Below are 20,503 nucleotides of genomic sequence, written 5' to 3'. Positions count from 1 at the left end.
TTGGCTCATATGAATGAAACAAAGGAATTGCTGGTCGTTGAAACGCCTGACTTCTCCCTTTATATGAAGGGGGAGCCGTTTGACGAGCGATATGAGAGTTTGAAGGAGTATAAGCAAAGGGCAGGATTGGAAAATGAAACGATGTCTTTTCGCTTTGATGCGAAGCAGTGGGATAGCGTCGAGCTGTATGACGTAGAAACGGATCGCCTTGTTCCAATACAAGAAAAAGACTTTGCTCCCATCTTTTTTGAAAATCGAGTGTACCAGCTTGTGATCACGCCCAAAACGGATCGGAAGCTCTTTTTTTACCACGAGCATCCAGGTATTCGTGAGGCGGTCACTCCTGTTGGAAAAGAGCCCCATCAGATTTTGATGGGGAACCTTCAATTCATGAATGAAGTCGGGTTAACGACCTTTGCAATCTATAGTGGAAAAGAGAAGCTGCTGGAAATCACGTTTGAAATTTTTCCTTCCAAGTTAAATTATAAGGAAGACTATCAACGATTATTGAACGAAGTAAGTGAAGAGATCTATAACCTGGCCTTTCACTTTATAAAGAAGACATTTCTAGAGGCGTCTCCAACCCTTTCAGACAAGCCTTCGCCCACTGAGTTTTTCAGACTGGTGGAACATTATTTTCCGTCTTTTTGCCAAGCGATCGATCGCATTGAAGCCCAACCACATCATGAGTTGGTTTCTCGTTATGAAAAGGTACGGGCGGACCGTATTAAGCGCTTAGACTCAAAAGGAAGAAATCATTTAAGAAAGAACCCACAGCTCTTTTACGAAACGGAACGCGGGATTCCTATCGGCGGGAGGACGATTTTTCCTGAGAAAGGATTGAACGTAAAAAAGTCCCTTTCCTTTGATACGGTAGAAAACCGCTTTGTGAAATGGATGATGGAGCGGCTCATCCATCAATTGACCGATTTAAAAAGAAGAGTGGTTACGCCAAGTGAGATTTATAATTTTCAGGTGGATGAGAGGCTTGTCCGAAGAATTGATTCAATGATTTTTCGGTTGAGAAGTTTTTTAAGGAAGCCTTTTTGGAGTAGCTTGGGAACGATCAAGCAAAGTGTATTAAACATGGTCATGCAAATGAAGGTGGGCTACCGCGACGCGTTTCGGATTTATTTGATTGTTAACAGAGGCCTGGCTTTGCAAGGTGAACTGCTAAAGATGTCTGTCAAAGACGTGGCTACCTTATATGAATATTGGACGTATTTGAAAGTGGGTCAGATTTTAAGGCGGAAATACGTGGCAGTGGATCAGAGTGTCTTATTGGTTAGGCAAGGGCAACTGTTCGTTGATCTCGTTCAGAATCAACGGGCAAAGCAGGTGTTCAGGCATTCGCAGACCGGGGAGAGGATCACCTTATCCTTCCAGAAGCGCTCCAAGAACCTTCCTACCGTTCCACAAAAGCCAGACATTATGCTGGAGATTGAGAAAAAGGGAAAAAACTATACGTATGACTATATTTTTGACGCGAAATATCGGGTTGATTTAAAAGGGGAGAATCCTGGCCCATTGGAGGAAGATATCAATACGATGCACCGATACCGCGATGCTCATGTGGTTTCACAGGGAGGTCCGTATGAACGGTTTGCCTTCGGTGCTTACGTCTTGTTCCCATGGCAGGATGAAGACAACTATGAGAGGCATCCTTTTTATCAAAGCATTAATAAGGTGAACATCGGAGGTTTGCCATTTTTACCGATGTCCACGAAGCTGGTTGAGCGATTCATCGACCGGTTGGTAGAGAGCAACCCGGAGGAATTGCAGCAGGAGGGGATCTTGCCGAAAGGGTCTATCTCATTTTGGGAATCCCAACTGGAAGAAGTGGTGCTGGTGGGGTCGGTCAATAATATTGGAGACTATCAGAAGTTTAAAAGAGGTCGATATTTTGAGATTGGCGCTAGCCAACTCAAAGGGGAGTGGCAAAAAGCTGAACTTCTTGCGTTATATGTGACGGAGGCAGCGGCCATTCAGACGGGTGTCCAGAACGGCATTCATTTTTTTGGTGAAATTTCTGATGTGGAAATTGTGGAAAGTGTAGGAAATCAACCGAGGGTCCGTTTCCATATTGACCGCTGGCAGACTTTAAAGGAAACGATACGGCCAGTGGGCTACGGCATTCAGAGCTATGTTTTAACGACCAAGCATCTACTTATGCAGGCGAAGGAATTGCCAGAACTGTTTATGAAGTCTGGGGAAGAAGTGAAGCTTTGGCGGATGCTGCGGAGGCTGACTACGGAAGTCCATACAGAGTTGGATGAGGAATATGTTGATCGTGCCAGAAAAATTCAAGCTTATCAAATTGGGCATGATTCGGTGGTGCTTGATCGGAATGCGGGGGAGATCCAAGTGCTGCACGGGGAAGAGGTGCGAAAGCGGATAATGCTTGAGTTGCTGGAGAAACAGCCGAGCAGGGTGTTTAAGGTGATTCGTGGGGAGATATTTAGGTGAATGAAAGTATAATTAAATTGACATGTAGGAATACCACTGAAGAAATTTATCCACCTTTGAATGCGGACGCTGAGAGGAACCTCTAGATGGATTTTGCTAGAGAATAATACCCTAATTTTCTGATATCTATGTTAAAATAAAAGGGTATACAACTACATAAGCAGGGTGGGCAGCGGCCACTTCCTCTTGAGGGGAGGTGACGCTGATGGTAAGCCTGTACGAAGTAGTGGTCTTGATGTTTATGTTTTCAAGCCTAATCGTATCAGTAATTGCCGTAGTTATTTCAGCACAAAAAAAGAAATAACTCTCCCTTGCTTTTGCCCAGCGAGAAGAGCTATTTCTTGTGTCGGGCCGCTGCATTTCATGCAATGTAGCTTGTATACTCGGGATGCCAGTGCCCGCTGGTATCCCTTTTTTCATTATATGCTTGTATCCCTATTATATTCATACCCGCTTTTCATGTAAAGTAACAGCGGGTAAGATTTTGATTAGATTAGGAATTTTTAATATATATTTGAATTTTGATATCATGAATTTGGGGAAGAGAGGCGCAATATTGGCTCCCGGATTCCGAAAGAATTAGTAAAGGCTCTAGATTCGATACAAGCGGTTGAATAACCCTTACCGGGAGTATTCTTGAAAGATGGTTTGGAGAGCCAACTTGTTGGGGTTTTCTATATAGTGGGCTTTTTTGGAGACCGTTTTACCCTGGAACAGTTTGTTCGCCACAGCCATATTTGTTTTTTTGTGTGTGAATAATGTTAAGCCATTAATACAAACTAAATGGGCTAGAGGTTAGCCTTTAGTGTTTGTTGGACTATAGTCAAGTGGCAGGCATCGGACTTTGAATCCGTGTCGTTGGTTCGAATCCAGCTAGTCCAGTCAACATAACCTTTTAGATCATACATCTATATAAAATTGAAAAAGACAAGCTTTACAGCCGGACTAAGATGGATCCGGCTTCTTTTTTTCAAAACCATGAATGGCCCGTCGCAGATAAGCAAACAGAAAAATATTTTGTGTTTTCAGCCTTTAAACAGCCGCCTTTTTTAACCTTCAAATACCAAGTTAACAAGTTAAAGATGTTTATACAGTTGATTACTAAGGAAATTAAATAAGGAAGGAGTGTAAGGAGGATTTTGTGAATGGATCGTAAAAAAGGAAAACGAAAAAAATACAAATTTAGTAAGGACGAAATTACAGTTGTAGACACGGATGTTGCGAAAAAGACTGTGGTGGCTACCGCATTAGGGAATGCCATGGAATGGTTTGATTTTGGAATTTATTCTTATTTGGTTGTCATCATCGGGACAGTGTTTTACTCGGGTGTCAGTGATTCGGCCCAGTTGGTATTTAGCTTTGGCACCTTTGCGGTTGCCTTTCTCGTTCGGCCCATCGGCGGGATGTTTTTTGGAATGCTGGGGGACCGATTAGGCCGTAAAAAGATTTTGGCTGTTACCTTAATTATGATGGCCATTGCCACATTCAGTATCGGACTGATCCCAAGTTATGAATCCATTGGAATCACTGCACCTATTTTGTTGCTGTGTGCACGATTGATACAAGGATTTTCTACGGGAGGAGAATATGCAGGGGCGATGACCTTTATTGCTGAATCGACTCCGGATAAAAAACGCGGGTTTATGGCAAGCGGATTGGAAGTGGGGACACTGGCCGGATATATTCTCGGGGCAGGATTGGTTACAGCACTCACCTACGGTTTGGGAACAGAAACCATGCATGATTGGGGCTGGAGAGTGCCGTTTCTGATTGCGGGTCCGATGGGAATGATCGGGCTGTATCTCCGAAACCAACTCGAGGAATCACCTGCCTTTGCAGCGATGGAAGAGAAAATTGAAGAAATGGGAAGAAAGCCGCATGTTTCCATGAAAGAACTGTTTCAGTTCCATCGGCGATCGCTGTTATTATGCCTCGTGTTAGTCTTCTTTTATAATGTGATAGACTATACGGTCTTAACGTATATGCCCTCCCACTTAACGGCGGTTTTAGGATATGGGGAAACCAAAGGGCTTCTGTTGATTTTGATTGTCATGTTTATTATGATCCCGATTGTATTAGCTATGGGATATTTTGCTGACCAAGTTGGAAATAAACGGATCATTCAAATAAGCTTGATAGGGGTTATTGTATTATCCATTCCCTCCTTTTTATTAATTGGGGAAGGCAGTAACTGGCAGGTTTTCTTTGGATTATTGATTTTAGGAACGCTCTTATCATCCATAAAAGGTACGATGACTTCTCTATTACCCTCTCTATTTTTTACAGAAGTCCGATACGGAGGCTTGGCCATTGCTTACAATATTTCCGCTTCATTATTTGGAGGTACGGCTCCTTTATTGATTTCCTGGTTGATTGCCATGACCGCCAATCGCCTCATGCCAGCCTATTACCTCATATTCGCTTCGGCCATTGGGATTGTGGTTGTTACTTTATTTCTAAAAAGTACATCCGGTAAACCCCTCCGTGGTTCCCCGCCAGCAGTTGCCGGTGAAGAAGAAATCAAAGAAGTCTTAGAAGAAACGGACCGGGTGCTTTGGTGGAGTGAAGAAAAACATCAGATAGAAGCGAAAATTGAAGAGGCCGATAAAGGAAAAATAGGATAAAAAAGTGGGGTCAGTGTAGGTTGCCGGGTTTTGCCGAGAAAAGATGGAGCATAGCAATAGCAGCAAGGACGATACTGGGATATTTCGATGAATTGGATGGGAGAGGCCGAAATTTTCTATTTTAGAGAACGAACTTGTCGTGCAGCACCTTCGCAAGGACGCTTGAGCTGGCAATGCTGCGCTGAATAGCCGGCTGGGGCGCATTTCCCCGTTTTATTTGTGCGGGCAAAGAGACATCCTGTTTGCATGCCTTACATTCGTAGGCATGTTCGATGTGCTGTACTTTCACCATTTTCGCAGGGATAAACTTTGCTTCCTCACGGACAGTCGTGCTGCCGGCCTTACAGGCAGCTCCTGCGTTCAAGAACACTAACCATCTACATGAATATCCTGATATGGGAGGTGTTTCATATGAGAGACTCGATCAAGCGAATAGCTCAACAGTTTATCGATTCCCACTTTCCTGAATCAGATATCGTCTTGATAGGTGGAAGTGCTGTTTATGGAAATTTAACAACAGAATCTGATATTGACTTAATTATTATGGATGAAACAGAAACACCAAGAATTGAATGTTATCACTTTCTTGGATGGAAAATAGAGGCTTTTATTTTTACGGCTTTATCTCTGGAGGTTGAATTTCAAACAGCTAGGCATATAGGAATGCCCACCATCATTAAAATGTGTGCCGAAGGTCTGCTTATAGAAGATAAACAAGGGAATGGAAAGGAACTCCAACAGGAGGCAAAAATACTTTATGAACAGGGTCCACAACTTTGGGGTGAGGACCAAATAAATAAAGCAAGGTATCAAATGACAGATTTATTGTCAGACTTTAGAAGTTCGGAAGACTTTGAAGAAAGTTTATTTATTTTAAATAAGTTAATAAATACGTTAACTGAACTGATTTTAAGGGCAGATGGCCATTGGTTTGGTGAAGGAAAGTGGGTTGCCAGGAACCTTAAATCATATGATAAAGATATGTGCGATAAACTAGTTAAATATACAAAAACATACATGAATACAAATGATAAATCTGAACTAATTGTATTGATTCAATCTACACTTGATCATTATGGTGGAGAATTGTTTGTTGGTTATAAAAGATTCTTTTTGTAAGGGTTTCGAGGGGCGAGTGAATGAAGAAATCAATTGATGGGAACAGATTAATTCTATTCATCATTCAACAAAATTTAGCAAACTTCAGGTCGGGGCACCGAAAATTAAAACACTTTTCTAAAAACTGAACGATCCCTTGTGCTACTGTGGGTATTAACTTTACTTGATTTTTTGATTTCTCCATATATGTCTATGTCCCCGAGCACCTTTGTGGCATAACCTATAATATCATTCCATAAAGGGGGAATTTTTTTATGCCATTCTTCATAGGTGGTCCACGTTTCCGTTTCCGTCGACGTCCTTTTTTTGGTCCGCGTTTTCGTTTTCGCCGTGGCCCATTTACCTTTTAATAGTTGTCCCTGTAAAGGTAGCTAAACTGGTGTAGGATGATAGGTAGTGAAAAATGTGGCGTAGCATTTATGAAAAAGTTCCCTTACAAAGGGAACGTTGGTTCTCATGTATGTTATAATAATAAAAAACACCCTAGCCATGCAAAGTGGTAGCGGGGAAAGGGTGTTTATGGACCAAACAAATTGCAGTCCGGATGGAAATCCATCGAGAACAGCAATTAGTCCCCCCAACTCCAGCCCTGCAAAATGGCAGCGGGGAAAGACATTGCCCAACGGAAGTATTTGTTGATTAAAATTATAGTATGCATTCTGCTATAACTCAAGTCAAAAATGGAGGAGAAAATGAATTACGCCATTTATTTTGATGAGTCAAATAAGCTAGATCAACCTAATGGTGGGTATTCGTATTATGAAAATCGCTGATATATGCCGGCAGTTTGTTATCTTTGTCGGAATTTGGCAGACGAAAAAATTTGCTATTTTAAGACATATCCGTTAATCTTAAGAAGAGTTATTTTTGCTCTTTCAGATTGAGAAGAGATTTTGATTTTCGTCTAAGTATTTGAGCAAGGATAGTAACAAAGTGCGGATTACCGCACCAGGAGGCAAACAAATAATGGAACAAGGTACAGTTAAGTGGTTTAATGCAGACAAAGGTTTCGGGTTTATCGAGCGTGAAGCAGGAGAAGATGTATTCGTTCATTTCTCTGCGATCCAAAGTGAAGGCTTCAAATCTTTAGACGAAGGTCAAAAGGTAACTTTTGACGTTGAACAAGGCCAGCGCGGCCCACAAGCTTCAAACGTTCAAAAAGCTTAATGAAAGCTTATGACAGGCCCTGTGCAGGGTCTGTTTTTTTGTTGTTGGAGGGGGTGTCCCCTTTAGTCAGTTAAAGGGGTTCTGACCCCTTCATTGGCTCAGGGCCACAGATATGATTCCCGCGACCATGATGGCGGCAGCGACCGGCCTTCGGACACCGACCCCTTCGGTGAGCATTTTCGCCCCCATCACGGTGCCGATTAAGATGCTGATCTCACGAACAGGAGCCACATGGCTCACGGGTGTTACCTGCATTGTAATCAGTACGAGAATATAGGCCAATGGACTTAGGATTCCGACGCCGACTGCTTTCTTTTTGTTCATGGCCCACTCCTTCTTCACTTTTTCCTTGTCTTTAAAGGCCAAAGGAGTCATTAACAGAAATTGGCCCAGGATAGAGCCATAGTTTAATAGTAATGGTGACATGAGGGCAACACTTACGGCGCCTTTATCCAACAAGGTGTAGCAGGAAATCAGCAAGCCGGTCAATAATCCATAAAAAATCGCTTTTCCGCTGTTTGGCTGCTTAAACCGGCGCAAGTCCCCCGTTAAAATAAAAATGCTGAAAACGATCAATCCGATTCCGAACATTCCTGCAAACGACAGTCTTTCTCCGTAGAGAAAGAGGGCCGCAACTGCAATCAGCATGGGCGCGGATCCCCGGGCTAACGGGTAAACGATAGAAAGGTCGCCTACTTTGTACCCTTTTTGCAGTGTCAAGGCATAAGCCATATGGATAACGGCACTTCCGGATATAAAAGCCAGTTCCGGCCAGCCAAAGCGCATTTCGCCCAGAAAAAAGAAAACGATAACGAAGGGCAGATAAATGATTGTGCTGACGGCCATATAGAGCCAGACAAAATTGAATCCACCCTCTGATTGTTTCGCTAAATAATTCCACGTTGCATGCATGAAAGCCGAAATCAGAATGGTTATAAAGGCCAATAAGGACAATTCATAAAACCTCGCTTTCTTCAGGAGTTTTCAGCAGAGACTCTTTTCAAGCGTAATTTCATGGTACCAAGTTCTATTTGATCCGTCTATGGAAGGGGAGTTAATGGGGAACAGGCTATTCATCCAAGTTTTGTGGAATCGTATATTCATTTCACAAAGCTCTCCTGAAGCTGCAGTTCTTGTCATGTGAAAATGGAGGGGCAAACTGTTGAGTGGCAATAAAGTTGTTTAACAGTGCCAGCCCTTTAATCCTCAACAAACGGGACATATATTTGAGTAAGTTATTTGTCCACATTTCCGGACGGTGTAAATAAACAACTTTACTGTCATTACACACAAACTGGAATCTGAAGATGGGATAAAGAGTCACATGTAAAGCCGCCTTTTTCAAAAGGTATCAGAAGCTCTCCTTTAATCAAGAGCTTCTGATTCGAAAAATGGGCTTGTCTTTTTCACTTTGCGGTATCATGGACCTTGGATAGGGAAAAGCCTCTACCAAGGATTTCGGATGCGTTGAGGAAGACGACAAAGGAGTCAGGTTCCTGTTCCTGCATTATTTTTTTCAAATAAACGGCTTCCTGCTGCTCGACAACACAGAGGATCATTGTTTTTTCTTTGTTGGAAAAGCCGCCGATTGAACGGATTTTTGTAAGGCCCCGGTCAATCTCTTCCTTGATAATGGTTTGTACGCGTTCTTCCTCCTCAGTGATGATGAGCACAAGCTTTGATGGTGAAGATTGCAGCTGGACAAAGTCGATCACTTTGCTCGTCACATAAATGGCCATCATCGCATATAAAGCCAGTTCAAAGCTAAAGATGAACGCAGAACTAACGACAACTAATCCGTCAACTATTAATTGCGAGTAGCCGCTGGACAGGCCTGTATATTTCTTCACGATTTGCGCCACGGTCGCCAGCCCCCCGGTCGATCCATTTCCCCGGTAAACAATTCCAAGGCCAATTCCCAGGAGGCTTCCCCCGTAGATCGCGGCCAGCAAAGGGTTATCAGTTGAAAAAGGGATGTCGGCACTGATCCAAATGGTGAACGGGACGAAGAAGGTGCCTGCCAGTGTCTTTAAGCTGAACTCTTTGCCAAGAAGCAGAAAGCCGGCAATAAAGACGGGAATATTTATGAGCAATTGAACATAGGCGGGGTTATACTGGTACAATTCATAAAGAATTGTACTAATGCCGGATACTCCGCCTGCTGCCAGCCTGGCCGGCAAGAGAAAAATATTATATGATAAGCCGACCAAAGCGGCTCCAAAAATAATGGAGAGATACTCCATAAACAGTTTGGTTTGGGTTGTATGCTTCGTAATTTTTCATTCAATCCTTTCTTTTCAAAATACCATTGCCATCTTAACATAGAAGGGGGGAGAACAGGAAAAGTTTGAAAATGTGGCTTTTGCCTTTGGAGACAAGGAGGAGGAGTTAGGTTGTGGGAATATTTGAAATAAACGTTATTATGTTATATTATTTGTACAATCATACGGAAAAATAAAGTTTTACTAATTAGATGAGTATAGGAATGCTAGATTTATTGGTAATCAAATACTAATTTGGGAGGATATAATGCTAAAAAGATTTTTTGTTGTTCTCTTATTGTTTGCATTTATGGTGCTTGCCTCAGCTTGTGGGTCTGGAAGTGAAGGTTCAAAAAAGGTTGAATCCGAAACTCAAGAACCATCTGAAACGGCAGCGGATGATGCTTCCAAGGTTAAAGAGTCAAAAAGCGGTGGTTTTAAAGTTGAAGCAGAGGATCAATTAGATTTACAGATGGGGGATACGGCTAAGTTTGATACAACTTTGGGAACTTATGAAATTACACTGCATAGCGCTAAATTAATTGAAGAGTTGGATGGCGAAACCCCACAATTAGATGAGCTGATTGTGTTAGACCTTACTGTAAAGAACACAAGCGAGAAAAGTTTGGACGCGTCAGACCTTGTAGGATCACTCGAAATAACTGAAGATCTGGAGGGGTCGGGTTATTCGGATGTATCCAGTTATTTTAGCAGCATTGAATCAATAGAGGGCGAACTTGCCCCCGGTGAAGAAAAGTCCGGTCAAATGATAACCGATGTCTATCATTCGGATAAATATTTTTTGCGTAAGTCACCAGGGCTCGTTGCAGCCGGAACCACCAATGACGTTATTTGGACGTTTCAAGCCGAAGAGGCAAGGTAATTAATATAGGAATTTAATGGAATATGGATACAGTGATGCTCAGCCTTTTTTAAAAAATAATTCATCTGGTCTAATTAAGAGCGTATTCAAGCTGACCATTAATGTAGTCTCAAAGATAATATAATTGATATTGTTAGAAAACGCTGCTGTATAGCGCTACTGTCATTTCAAAAAAATAATCCACTCTTGAGTTCGGCTCAGGTGGCTTATTTCCTCTGCTACCGGTTCCCTTGAAGGGAACCAAGCTATTGTATAGGCTGAAGGTGCTGACACACCTTCAGTCATTTTTAATTTACGCATTTCCATCTACAGTACACCCCTTTTTTATGAAAAAACACAAAATGGCTATTGTCATTATCATCCGCAAGGATTGTCAATTAGGAAAGTTTTTTTGTCGTGCATTCCTGTGTTTGTCCGTAGCACATCTCGATCCCTTTCAAGGCTTCCAATAGCCCCGGCAGCTATTTTTTCTACGCCTCCGTGAAATTTCGAATTTTTAATAAGGGCATAATTTTCCATTGCATTTTCCTATATACTATAGAAAAAGAGAAATCATTAAAAGGGGAACTTTATGAAAAGCAGAAAAAGGTTTTTAATTATTTCGGCCGTGGTCATCGTGATAGGGATTGCAGCTTGGATTGCAAGCGGCGTTTATGGTTTGCCCTGGAAGGAAAAGGCGGTGGCTGCGAAACTGGAGAACTACTTGGAGAAAAAATATGAACAGAATTTTACCCTGAAAGAGTCTTTTTACAATTTTAAAGATGGAAGCTACGGTGCGTGGTTTTATCCTGCATCGGATCCAGAGCTTGAGTTTTATGCGGAGGAAGGCTTTGCGGAATATACATATGTGGATATTTATCCTGAAGTTTTATGGGCACGCCAATTGAAGGACGCGGTCCGGCCCATTGCAAAAGAAATTTATCCTGGCGCATCGGTTGATACGAGCTATGCCACTTATGAGAGCTTGGATATCGTAAAAGGGCCTGAGATTCCACGTTTCGATGAAACTGAAGCCATGTTGGGGGTCCGTCTTGAAATAGGGCAGCCTTTTTCGGAATCTGAGGAAGAATGGAAAAGGCTAACCGCGCTCGTTGAAAAAGTACAAGCCCTTTCACCAGCAATTGATTCTGCGTTCAATTTTACCGATAAAAAAGAAGGGATCGAAACCTTCATCACTTGCCCGCCAAAGTCAGAGGCTGAAATTAAGTCTGTCCAGCAGGCCAAGAAATCTTGTTCGCTAAGCAAATATGATATGGAGACAGATATGGCTTTGGACGATTAAACCTGTAATTTTTTTAACATTGAAACGTCTAATGTAGAAAGGGGGATCAATGGATGAACAAGAGATGCTTGAATGGTTTTTTCGCTGCAGTTCTTCTTATCTTTTTGGGTGCGTGCAGTTCGAGCGATTCCGAGGAATCAAAGTCGGCGAATGATATGGCTCAAATGAACGAGTCTGCGGGCTCGAATGAGATGGCCGTACTTGATGGGGAAGATCAGGAAGATGCGGCCACAGCTGAAGAGCCGAAAGAAAGTCAGATTGAAACAAGTGACCGAATGATCATTCATCGGGCAAATTTGGAAGTTCAGGTGAAGAACCTTAAAAAAGCTAAGCAAAATATCGAGAAGAAAGTGAAGGGATACGGCGGCTATGTCGTAGAGTCTAACGAATATCGGGATGAAAATGAACTGATGAGCGGGCATGTTATCGTCCGGATTCCGGAAAAACATTTCCAGGCTTTTTTGAATGATGCAGAAGATGAAGCTGCTGAGGTGTTGGGCAGAAATGTTTCGGGTCAAGACGTCACGGAGGAATATGTGGATCTGGAATCACGCTTGAAATCAAAGCGGGCTGTGGAGGAAAGGCTCCTTGATTTTATGAAGGACGCGCAAAAGACTGAGGATTTATTAAAAATTTCCAGTGACTTGGCGAAAGTGCAGGAAGAGATTGAAGTCCTTGTCGGCAAGATGAAGTATCTCGAAAATCAGACGTCCTATTCAACGGTCGAAATCTTCATGCAGGAAAGCAAAGTCGTTGTGCCCGGAGTGGGCGGCAATGATCTAAATACATGGGAAAAGACGAAAAAGCAGCTGGCTGTCAGCCTGAACTTTTTGCTTGCTGCGGCATCGGGGTTGGTTGTGTTCCTTGTAGGGAATTTGCCAATCATTATTCTTTTGGTGCTGATTGGAGTGGGGATTTATTATGTTGTTAAAAGGAAGCGTAGGACGCCGAAGGAATAGTTGGTCCATACAGGCAGAATGGGCAGCAGCCACTCCCCTTGATCGAGGAAGTGGCTGCAGGCCTAATCGTATCAGTGGTCGCCGCAGTTATTTCTTTATACAAAAAGAAATAACTCTCTCTTGCTTTGGCCCTGGCTGCCTTTAGTATACCTACACAATAATAAATTGTAAAGATTAATTTTCTGAAAATTATTAACGAATATGAGAGGAACTTTAGCCATGATTTTTATAGAAAAAGACCCTCAAGGAAAAGTCTACGAACAGCTGATAGATTTGGCTTTTGATATTTGCGATGAGTTCCACCTCGTCGTCCGAAAGGATTTGGGTTCCACTCGGAAGCTTCAACCTGTGCTGAAGGAGCTGGAAGGCTCCCTGAAAGTGATGAAGAAAACGAATGAGTGGACAGGTACAATACTGGTTGGGGGACAAAAAGCGAAAGTTTATTATTATCATACGGATGATTACGCCAGGGAGGTTGTTAAAAAAACGGCCAATTCCCTCCATTCTTGGCTGCAGCCTGACCTGCCGGAGGATTTGTCTTTTCTGAAAAAAGGGAAACCGTGGCTGGTGAATATTGCTCACGAGGAAGAAAGCTACATTGTGACGGAAAGTGAATATCTGATTGGCAAAATTAAAGAGATTGAGGGATTGGAAATCTCAATGGAATCCTAGGGGAGGCGGCGCAAATGGCCGTCTTCTTTTATTGGATTCAAAGTGAATGGCGAAGTATATTGGGTTACACTTGGAGTAGCATCTTAAATACCTGGACAAGGGGGGGCCAGAAGTGAATGAACCTATGAAAAAAATGTTTCGGGAGAGATTAGAGCGGCGCAAGCTGATTGCTGCCATTAAGGAGCCTAAATCGATTGAGAGGGCGATCAAATATAAGGAGAACATTTCGGCTGTCATTTTGATGACAGGAAATATCTTAACTGCAAAAGAGTATGTGGATGTACTGCACAAGGAAGGGCTCCCAGTCATTTTGCATGTGGAGAAAATTGGCGGGTTGCAGGTGGACCCCTACGGAATCGATTTTATTACCGACTACGTCAAGCCATTTGCGATTGTCACCACAAAGTCGAGCATTATCAAGAGGGCCAAATCAAAAGGAATGTTCGTGATTCAACGGGTTTTTCTTATTGATACCGAGGTCTATGAGCATCTGCTGGATAGTTTCGATCACCTGCAGGCTGATATTATTGAGATTATGCCGAGCAGGGCACCTGATTTCCTGGAAAAACTGTCGAAGGTGTCCCCTGTTCCAGTCATCACAGGTGGTTTGCTGACAACCTCTGACCATGCGAAAGAAGCGTTGGAACGCGGAGCTGCAGCCGTTACCACCTCGAATGCCAAGCTGTGGAAACTTGATTTCAACCAACTTTAACAAATCTTTACATTACATTAATGGGAGCTAAATAATAGTCCAGTATATTCATAAGTGAAAAGTAGATAGCAAACAGGCGCAATGAGAGAGGCCGCAAATATCTGTTGTGATGAACAGTATATTTGTGGTCTCTTTTCGTCCGTGAAGAAAGCAAATAGTCAGACTAAGCTTCCCCTTAAAAAGGGAGGGGGCTTTGTCTAGCTCCAGAGCCCAGCGACTAGCAAACTTCGCGCCTCCTCCTACGATAAGTCAACATCGGCTCCGACGTACAGGAAGTACTAGTGCAAGCGACGCGACAGGATGTCGCGTTCTGAGCATGCCGACGGCCAGGACGTCCTAGTGCCACCGCAGCCACAGGATGTGGCGTTTTGAGGCGNCTAGTGCCACCGAAGCCACAGGATGTGGCGTTTTGAGGCGGCCTACGTCGCCGTGTTTCCTTTATCTCGTCGGAGCCACTCCAGTTTGTACGTCGCTAGGCGGGCGCTTGCGCTTTTCTAATAAAAAGGGGGGAATCCGGTCTACTAAGCGTTATACAGGCATCCAATTTATCAGTAAAAATATCTCCAAAAGAAAGAGGTTGAAAGCGTTGAGGAAAACTCCCATATTTCTTGCACTCTTCCTGTTTATTTTTAGCTTATTAAGCGCATGCGGCAGCAACAGTGCCGGTTCCAATAGCAATTCGGATGGTGCTAAGTCCGAAACAACTGACGGAGAGACGATCGATCTGACGTGGTATTACCCGGTGAACGTCGGCGGTGAAATTACGGAAGTGATTGACGGATATGCAGAGGAGTTCAATAAAGAAGGAATTGAAGTGAATGGAAAAAAAGTAACGGTCTCGCCGGTCTACAGCGGGAACTATGATGAGTCCATGACGAAGGTCCAGACGGCTGTAAAAAACGGAAAGTCCCCGGATATGGCGGTTCTTCTGTCCGTTGACCTCTTCCAATTGAAGGACTCTATCCTGCCACTGGACGATATGATTGAAAAAGATCCGGAAGCAAAAAAAATGATGGATGACTTCTTCCCTGGATTCATGCTGAATTCCCAGGCGGAAGGGAAAACATGGTCTGTCCCGTTCCAGCGAAGCACGGTCCTGCTTTATTACAACAAGGATCTGTTCAAGGAAGTGGGCCTCGACCCGGAAGCTGCTCCTGCCAACTGGGATGAGGTTGTGGAGTATGGTAAAAAGCTTACGAAGGACGGCCAATGGGGGATTGAATTGCCGGCTACGATCAGCGGTTATTGGATCTATCAGGCTTTAGCACTCCAGGCTGGTGAAGGAAACCTGATGAGTGACGACGGAAAAGAGGTTTATTTTGATTCCGAACCGGCCAAGGAAGCTCTAAAATATTGGATTGACCTTTCTAAGACACACAAGGTGATGCCCGAAGGCGTACTTGACTGGAATACTGTTCCTACTGACTTCATTGAAGGTAAAACGGCTATGATGCTTTCTACCACAGGGAACCTGACGAATGTTAAAAATAACGCTGATTTTGAATTTGGCGTTGCCTTCTTGCCGGAAAATAAGCGCGCTGCTACTCCGACAGGCGGGGGGAACTTCTATATCTTCAAGGATATTGCAGAAGAAAGACAGCTTGCGTCCATGGAATTTATTAAATGGATTGCGGATCCTGAGCGTGCAGCGGAATGGAGCATTGACACAGGCTATATTGCAACACGTCAATCAAGCTATGAAACTCCAGCATTAAAAGAGTACACAGATTCATTCCCGCAGGCCCTGACTGCCATGCAGCAGCTGGAAAATGCACATAAGGAAATCTCGGTTTACGAGCAAGGGAAAATCATCAAGATTTTATCAGATGCCATTCAGGCGGCAATTGATGGAGCTGACGTGGACAAAACATTGGATCAGGCTCAAGAACAGGCTGAATCCCTGTTAAAGCCATATAAATAAGTTTTCATGAGGTGAAGGAATTGGGAAAAAACATGAAAGAAAATGCAACAGCATGGCTTTTTCTCCTTCCGTCCCTCATATTCCTCATCATGTTTACGTTGTATCCGATGATCAAGACGCTGTTTACGAGTTTTTTTCAATCAGATCTGTCAACAGCGGATCCCGTTTATATCGGTGCGGACAATTTTAAAATGATGTGGGAAGATGAGGTGTTTCGGAAGGCGTTGATCAATAATATCTGGTTTGCGGTTGGGACCGTACCAACAAGCGTGTTGATCGGAATGGGGCTTGCAATGCTGGTCAATCGTGCAATGAAAGGGAGCAGTCTTGCAAGGACATTTTTCTTTTACCCGGTTGTGATTCCGATGGTGACTGCGGCGTTCATATGGCTGTTTTTCTATACGCCGGAGTACGGGATGGTCAATAGTCTGTTCAAGATGTTTGGAGCAGGGGAAATGAATCTGCTGGGGAATTCAAGTACAGCCCTTATTGCCATCATGGTGATGGTGATTTGGAAGGAAGCCGGATTCTTTATGATCTTTTATTTGGCCGCCCTACAAAATATTCCTAAGGAACTGCTTGAAGCTTCCTATATGGACGGAGCGTCCAAGTGGGTCCAATTTAGAAAAATCATCTTTCCATTGCTGATGCCGACAACCCTGTTCTCTTTTATCATCGCGACAACGAATGCGTTCAAAACCGTGGACCAGCTTGTCGTGATGACACAGGGCGGCCCAAACAATGCCAGCAATCTGCTGCTCTACTACATCTATGAAAGTACTTTCCGTTTCATGGATTACGGGAAAGCGTCGACTGCGACAGTGGTTGTGTTAGTTTTGATGCTGATGGTCGCAGCCATTCAGTTCTTTGGAGCAGACCGTAAAATTCATTACAGTTAAGGTGGTATACAGTTGAATCGCCTCATCAATATTTCGACATATGTTTTGGCTCTGCTTTGGGCCCTTCCGCTCTTCGGAATCATCTATATGGCCTTTACAGACACAAAGGCAGAGAAATTTTCGCTGACATTCAATAATTTTGCCGAAGCCTGGAGGACGGCTCCTTTCGCGCAATATTATATCAATACGCTCGTTATTGTCATTGTCATTCTGGCTGTCCAGCTTGTCACGATGACGCTTGCTGCCTATGCATTTGCCCGGATGAATTTCATCGGACAGGGGATGATGTTCCTCTTGTACCTTGTGCAAATTATGATTCCGATTGAGCTGTTGATTTTTCCAAATTCAAACACGATTGCCCAGCTCGGAATCTACGATACTAAGCTGGCGATCATGGTTCCTTACTTCATTTCTGCTTTTGGAATTTTCTTGCTGAGGCAGACCTTTAAAGGTGTTCCCTATGAATTGGAAGAAGCCGCAAAAATGGAAGGGTGCAGCCGGCTTCAGACGATTTGGCATGTATATGTGCCTTTGGCGAAGCCAACTTATATCGCCTTTGGACTTATATCAGTATGCCATCAATGGAGCAACTTTTTATGGCCGCTGATTATCACGGATTCCGATATGAATCGGCCGCTGACTGTCGGGCTTTCGATGTTTGCCAAAGCATCTGACTCCGGAGCGCAGTGGGGAGTGGTCGGTGCTGCCACTTTGTTTGTCGCTTTGCCGCTATTGATGGCTTTCTTCATTTTTCAAAGGCAGTTCATATCAAGCTTCATGCATTCAGGAATCAAGTAACAGAAAGGCGGATGATTATTGGGTTACTCTATTTCGACTTATACATTATTCGCATTGCCCATTGAGCCGGCCGTTGAAGCTCTTATGTTAAAAGGCGGCTGGAAATCGATTGAAATCATGGGAGAAGGAAAGTATCATGGCAGGCTCCTGCTGTATATGGAAAGGTCAGAAATCGGAAATTTGGCAAGACTTGCAAAAGAGAACGATGTTTCTTTCGGATTTCATCTGCCCATTGAAGGGTTCAATCCCGCTTCTCCAGATGAAGAGACGGAACAAATTTGGAAGAAATGTTTGTCGATAGCCAAAATACTGGAAGTGGAATATGTGCTATTCCATCTGGGCAGCAATCCTTCCATTGATGGCGGGCTGAAATCAGCGGCCGATTTTTCAAACAAAATGCTGCAGGAATTGCCTGAAAAAACAAGGCTGCTGATTGAAAATGTTCCTGATGCGGAAAATGCTATAGGTACCTCTATTGATGAGCTCGTTTCAGTCATCCAAATGATCGATGATCCGCGTGCTGGCATAATGCTGGATACAGGGCACTGCTATATAAATGGGCAGGCTGGGTTTTTAGATGAATGCCGGAAAGCATACCCGTATTTGTACGGCCTTCATATTAATGACAACCATGGTTCAAGCGACGAGCATTTGCAAATCGGTGAAGGGACGATCCCTTTTCAACCACTTTTGCAAGAGTTAAAGGGCAGGCCGATCAAATATGTATTTGAAACAAATACGGTTGATCGTGCTGAACATTCGATGAATCTGGTCAAAATCAATAGCTGGGGGATGCAGGATGTCAAACATTCAATTACGTGACGTGTGTAAAAAATATCTTGGAAGCAACGATTATTCTGTGCGGAACTTCAACCTGGATATTCAGGAAAAGGAATTTATTGTACTGGTTGGCCCTTCTGGTTGTGGAAAATCAACAACCCTTAGGATGATTGCAGGTTTAGAGGATATCTCAGGAGGGGATTTATTAATCGGTGGCCAAAGAGTCAATGATGTGGAACCGAAAAATCGGGGTATTGCCATGGTTTTTCAAAACTATGCACTTTATCCCCATATGACTGTTTTTGAAAATATGGCCTTTGGATTGAGACGCCAAAAGGTGCCGAAAAATGAAGTGAAGGCGAAAGTTGAAGAGGCGGCTGAAATCCTTGGGTTGAGCAGCTTGCTGAAGAGGAAGCCGAAAGAACTTTCCGGCGGGCAGAGGCAAAGAGTTGCGCTTGGCAGGGCAATTGTTCGGAACTCCAGTATTTTTCTGATGGACGAACCGCTGTCCAATTTGGACGCGAAGCTCCGTGTCCAAATGCGCGCTGAGATTATCAGGCTGCACCGCCAGTTGGGAACAACGACGATTTATGTAACTCACGATCAAACGGAAGCGATGACGATGGCGACAAGAATTGTCATCATGAGAGACGGTGAGATTCAGCAGATCGGCACACCTTCTGAAGTGTACAGATCTCCTGAAAATGTATTTGTAGCCAGTTTTATTGGGCAGCCCGGGATGAATTTTTTCGAAGGAAATATTGAAGGGAATCAATTTATCATCGGTTCCGGAGAGGCGGTCTATCCACTTTCGAAAAGTGAGCAGCTGCTTTTGAAGAAACATAAGAGCAAGGCGGTTATCCTGGGGGTCAGGCCTGAGGATATCACCATTTCCGCAGAAAAAACCTCAATAAAAGGCGTCGTGGATTTAATTGAGACCAATGGGGCGGAAATGCTCGTGCATACACGGTTGGCCGGCCAGCAGATTGTGGTCAAATGCAAGACTGATGATCATTTGAAAACGGGAGATCCAATTTATCTTTCTTTTAATGAAAATGCAATCCATTTATTCGACAAAAGCACAAAGAAACGGCTAAAGAGCCTGGAAGTTTATCATGGGGCTTTACTAACTTCTTCTTGATATTGGGGGGAACAGTGAATGTATATAAATGACTTTGAGGCGTATTGTTTCGATTTGGACGGTACGATTTATTTGGGGAATGAAATTTTGCCTGGTGCAAAAGAAATGCTGGAAGCGTTAAGGATGAACGACAAAAAGTTATTGTTTATTACAAACTCACCCACGCAGACACGGGAAGACTGCCAGCGGAGACTGGAAACATTGGGAATCGATGTTTGTCATGAGGAAATTCTTACAGGTCCGTTCATATCTGCATTGTATTTTGCAGAGAATTTTCCAGACGCCGTCATTTATGTTGTCGGCGAAGAAGCAATCAAGACTGAATTTAACTATTTTCAATTGAACATGACAGAAGAACCGATGGAAGCGACTCATGTACTGGTCGGCCTTGACCGTACTTTTACGTATGACAAATTGAACTTGGCCATGAACGCTGTCAGAAACGGTGCGAAAATTATTGTGACAAATCCGGATCCTACCTGTCCGGTTCCGGGAGGGGTCGTTTCCGACACGTATGCGATTGCCCGTGCTATTGAAGTCGCTTCAGGTCAGTCCATCTTCCAGGTGACTGGGAAACCCTCCGTTTTTTACGGAGAGCGGATCCTTAAGGAGCTAAATGTGGACAGGGATCAGTGTCTGATCGTAGGCGACCGCCTGGAAACCGATATTTTATTGGGAAAGTTCAATGAAATTAGTACCTGTCTCGTCTTGACTGGTGTGACGAGAAAAGAGGAAGTCGACAAAGCCAAGATATATCCCGATTATATTGTGAATGATCTCAACACATTGTTTGTGGATGTGAAGCAGCCGTGTTAAGGA

General features: G+C 43.5%; 19 protein-coding genes, 1 tRNA gene and 1 pseudogene. 17 read left to right on the top strand and 4 right to left on the bottom strand.

The annotated features are described in order from the left end of the window. Positions 1-9 precede the first annotated feature (9 nt). The 4 genes from D4N35_RS08140 to D4N35_RS08130 all read left to right on the top strand — a co-directional run bounded on the left by D4N35_RS08140 (position 10) and on the right by D4N35_RS08130 (position 5,090). Positions 10-2,466: a restriction endonuclease-like protein gene (locus D4N35_RS08140; RefSeq protein ID WP_120072309.1), complete on the top strand. Its 2,457-nt coding sequence runs from the start codon at positions 10-12 to the stop codon at positions 2,464-2,466. Positions 2,467-2,671: 205 nt separating this feature from the next. Beyond that, positions 2,672-2,770, top strand: coding sequence for a putative holin-like toxin (locus D4N35_RS18645; RefSeq protein WP_222119370.1), 99 nt, complete (start codon positions 2,672-2,674; stop codon positions 2,768-2,770). Positions 2,771-3,279: 509 nt separating this feature from the next. Then, positions 3,280-3,348, top strand: a tRNA-Gln gene (locus D4N35_RS08135). Positions 3,349-3,611: 263 nt separating this feature from the next. Continuing rightward, entirely contained in the window at positions 3,612-5,090 is a 1,479-nt protein-coding gene (locus tag D4N35_RS08130; RefSeq protein ID WP_120072307.1) for an MFS transporter, read from the top strand. A gap of 127 nt (positions 5,091-5,217) precedes the next feature. Here D4N35_RS08130 and D4N35_RS08125 read toward each other — a convergent pair. Next, a pseudogene (locus D4N35_RS08125) lies at positions 5,218-5,430 on the bottom strand (IS66 family transposase zinc-finger binding domain-containing protein); the annotation flags it as partial. 71 nt (positions 5,431-5,501) lie between these two features. On the opposite strand from D4N35_RS08125, the gene D4N35_RS08120 reads away from it, so the two are divergent. Together D4N35_RS08120 and D4N35_RS08115 are read left to right on the top strand one after the other, a co-directional pair. Beyond that, on the top strand, positions 5,502-6,209 hold the full coding sequence (locus D4N35_RS08120) for a nucleotidyltransferase domain-containing protein (RefSeq protein ID WP_120072305.1): 708 nt from the start codon (positions 5,502-5,504) through the stop codon (positions 6,207-6,209). Positions 6,210-7,175: 966 nt separating this feature from the next. Further along, positions 7,176-7,376: a cold-shock protein gene (locus D4N35_RS08115; protein WP_120072303.1), complete on the top strand. Its 201-nt coding sequence runs from the start codon at positions 7,176-7,178 to the stop codon at positions 7,374-7,376. A 90-nt stretch (positions 7,377-7,466) separates the two neighbouring features. On the opposite strand, the gene D4N35_RS08110 is transcribed toward D4N35_RS08115, so the two are convergent. Together D4N35_RS08110 and D4N35_RS08105 are read right to left on the bottom strand one after the other, a co-directional pair. Continuing rightward, on the bottom strand, positions 7,467-8,330 hold the full coding sequence (locus D4N35_RS08110) for an EamA family transporter (RefSeq protein ID WP_120072301.1): 864 nt from the start codon (positions 8,328-8,330) through the stop codon (positions 7,467-7,469). 452 nt (positions 8,331-8,782) lie between these two features. After that, positions 8,783-9,619, bottom strand: coding sequence for a YitT family protein (locus D4N35_RS08105; protein WP_120072299.1), 837 nt, complete (start codon positions 9,617-9,619; stop codon positions 8,783-8,785). Positions 9,620-9,905: 286 nt separating this feature from the next. On the opposite strand from D4N35_RS08105, the gene D4N35_RS08100 reads away from it, so the two are divergent. After that, a complete protein-coding gene (locus D4N35_RS08100; RefSeq protein WP_120072297.1) occupies positions 9,906-10,520 on the top strand; it encodes a hypothetical protein in 615 nt (204 codons plus the stop codon). Between the two features lie 162 nt (positions 10,521-10,682). Here the strand turns inward: D4N35_RS08100 and D4N35_RS18075 are convergent, their stop codons facing one another. After that, positions 10,683-10,826 carry a hypothetical protein gene (locus D4N35_RS18075; RefSeq protein WP_164876314.1) on the bottom strand — a complete coding sequence of 48 codons (144 nt, stop codon included), beginning with the start codon at positions 10,824-10,826 and terminating at the stop codon, positions 10,683-10,685. A 265-nt stretch (positions 10,827-11,091) separates the two neighbouring features. On the opposite strand from D4N35_RS18075, the gene D4N35_RS08095 reads away from it, so the two are divergent. The 10 genes from D4N35_RS08095 (at position 11,092) to D4N35_RS08050 (ending at position 20,500) form a co-directional block, all read left to right on the top strand. Further along, a complete protein-coding gene (locus tag D4N35_RS08095; protein WP_120072295.1) occupies positions 11,092-11,802 on the top strand; it encodes a YfjL-like protein in 711 nt (236 codons plus the stop codon). Between the two features lie 53 nt (positions 11,803-11,855). After that, on the top strand, positions 11,856-12,761 hold the full coding sequence (locus D4N35_RS08090; protein WP_120072293.1) for a DUF4349 domain-containing protein: 906 nt from the start codon (positions 11,856-11,858) through the stop codon (positions 12,759-12,761). 219 nt (positions 12,762-12,980) lie between these two features. Continuing rightward, a complete protein-coding gene (locus D4N35_RS08085) occupies positions 12,981-13,433 on the top strand; it encodes a stage III sporulation protein AH (protein WP_120072291.1) in 453 nt (150 codons plus the stop codon). A gap of 112 nt (positions 13,434-13,545) precedes the next feature. Beyond that, on the top strand, positions 13,546-14,145 hold the full coding sequence (locus D4N35_RS08080; protein ID WP_235870333.1) for a glycerol-3-phosphate responsive antiterminator: 600 nt from the start codon (positions 13,546-13,548) through the stop codon (positions 14,143-14,145). A 586-nt stretch (positions 14,146-14,731) separates the two neighbouring features. Next, positions 14,732-16,066: an ABC transporter substrate-binding protein gene (locus tag D4N35_RS08075; protein ID WP_120072289.1), complete on the top strand. Its 1,335-nt coding sequence runs from the start codon at positions 14,732-14,734 to the stop codon at positions 16,064-16,066. An 11-nt stretch (positions 16,067-16,077) separates the two neighbouring features. Continuing rightward, on the top strand, positions 16,078-16,965 hold the full coding sequence (locus D4N35_RS08070) for a carbohydrate ABC transporter permease (RefSeq protein WP_430722747.1): 888 nt from the start codon (positions 16,078-16,080) through the stop codon (positions 16,963-16,965). A 12-nt stretch (positions 16,966-16,977) separates the two neighbouring features. Continuing rightward, positions 16,978-17,763, top strand: coding sequence for a carbohydrate ABC transporter permease (locus tag D4N35_RS08065; protein ID WP_120072287.1), 786 nt, complete (start codon positions 16,978-16,980; stop codon positions 17,761-17,763). Positions 17,764-17,781: 18 nt separating this feature from the next. Beyond that, the gene (locus D4N35_RS08060) at positions 17,782-18,585 is read left to right on the top strand and encodes a sugar phosphate isomerase/epimerase family protein (RefSeq protein ID WP_120072285.1); all 804 of its coding nucleotides are present in this window, start codon (positions 17,782-17,784) and stop codon (positions 18,583-18,585) included. After that, positions 18,563-19,684 (top strand): ABC transporter ATP-binding protein, encoded by a 1,122-nt coding sequence (locus tag D4N35_RS08055; RefSeq protein ID WP_120072283.1) that lies wholly within the window; start codon positions 18,563-18,565, stop codon positions 19,682-19,684. The genes D4N35_RS08060 and D4N35_RS08055 overlap by 23 nt, the downstream gene beginning before the upstream one ends. A gap of 18 nt (positions 19,685-19,702) precedes the next feature. After that, positions 19,703-20,500, top strand: coding sequence for an HAD-IIA family hydrolase (locus D4N35_RS08050; protein WP_120072280.1), 798 nt, complete (start codon positions 19,703-19,705; stop codon positions 20,498-20,500). Positions 20,501-20,503 lie beyond the last annotated feature (3 nt).

It is taken from the genome of Siminovitchia fortis (assembly GCF_003605365.2).
GTDB lineage: Bacteria > Bacillota > Bacilli > Bacillales > Bacillaceae_C > Siminovitchia > Siminovitchia fortis.
The sequence above is the reverse complement of the archived record's forward strand: the minus strand, read 5'-3'. Positions and strand labels throughout refer to the sequence as shown.

What these genes read in the sequence shown, in the direction of transcription:
- D4N35_RS08090 (WP_120072293.1), top strand. Translation starts at nt 11,856, where the DNA reads ATGAACAAGAGATGCTTGAATGGTTTTTTCGCTGCAGTTCTTCTTATC.
- D4N35_RS08120 (WP_120072305.1), top strand. Translation starts at nt 5,502, where the DNA reads ATGAGAGACTCGATCAAGCGAATAGCTCAACAGTTTATCGATTCCCAC.
- D4N35_RS18075 (WP_164876314.1), bottom strand. Translation starts at nt 10,826, where the DNA reads ATGGAAATGCGTAAATTAAAAATGACTGAAGGTGTGTCAGCACCTTCA.
- D4N35_RS08055 (WP_120072283.1), top strand. Translation starts at nt 18,563, where the DNA reads ATGTCAAACATTCAATTACGTGACGTGTGTAAAAAATATCTTGGAAGC.
- D4N35_RS08140 (WP_120072309.1), top strand. Translation starts at nt 10, where the DNA reads ATGAATGAAACAAAGGAATTGCTGGTCGTTGAAACGCCTGACTTCTCC.
- D4N35_RS08085 (WP_120072291.1), top strand. Translation starts at nt 12,981, where the DNA reads ATGATTTTTATAGAAAAAGACCCTCAAGGAAAAGTCTACGAACAGCTG.
- D4N35_RS08095 (WP_120072295.1), top strand. Translation starts at nt 11,092, where the DNA reads ATGAAAAGCAGAAAAAGGTTTTTAATTATTTCGGCCGTGGTCATCGTG.
- D4N35_RS08050 (WP_120072280.1), top strand. Translation starts at nt 19,703, where the DNA reads ATGTATATAAATGACTTTGAGGCGTATTGTTTCGATTTGGACGGTACG.
- D4N35_RS08105 (WP_120072299.1), bottom strand. Translation starts at nt 9,619, where the DNA reads ATGGAGTATCTCTCCATTATTTTTGGAGCCGCTTTGGTCGGCTTATCA.
- D4N35_RS18645 (WP_222119370.1), top strand. Translation starts at nt 2,672, where the DNA reads ATGGTAAGCCTGTACGAAGTAGTGGTCTTGATGTTTATGTTTTCAAGC.
- D4N35_RS08100 (WP_120072297.1), top strand. Translation starts at nt 9,906, where the DNA reads ATGCTAAAAAGATTTTTTGTTGTTCTCTTATTGTTTGCATTTATGGTG.
- D4N35_RS08130 (WP_120072307.1), top strand. Translation starts at nt 3,612, where the DNA reads ATGGATCGTAAAAAAGGAAAACGAAAAAAATACAAATTTAGTAAGGAC.
- D4N35_RS08115 (WP_120072303.1), top strand. Translation starts at nt 7,176, where the DNA reads ATGGAACAAGGTACAGTTAAGTGGTTTAATGCAGACAAAGGTTTCGGG.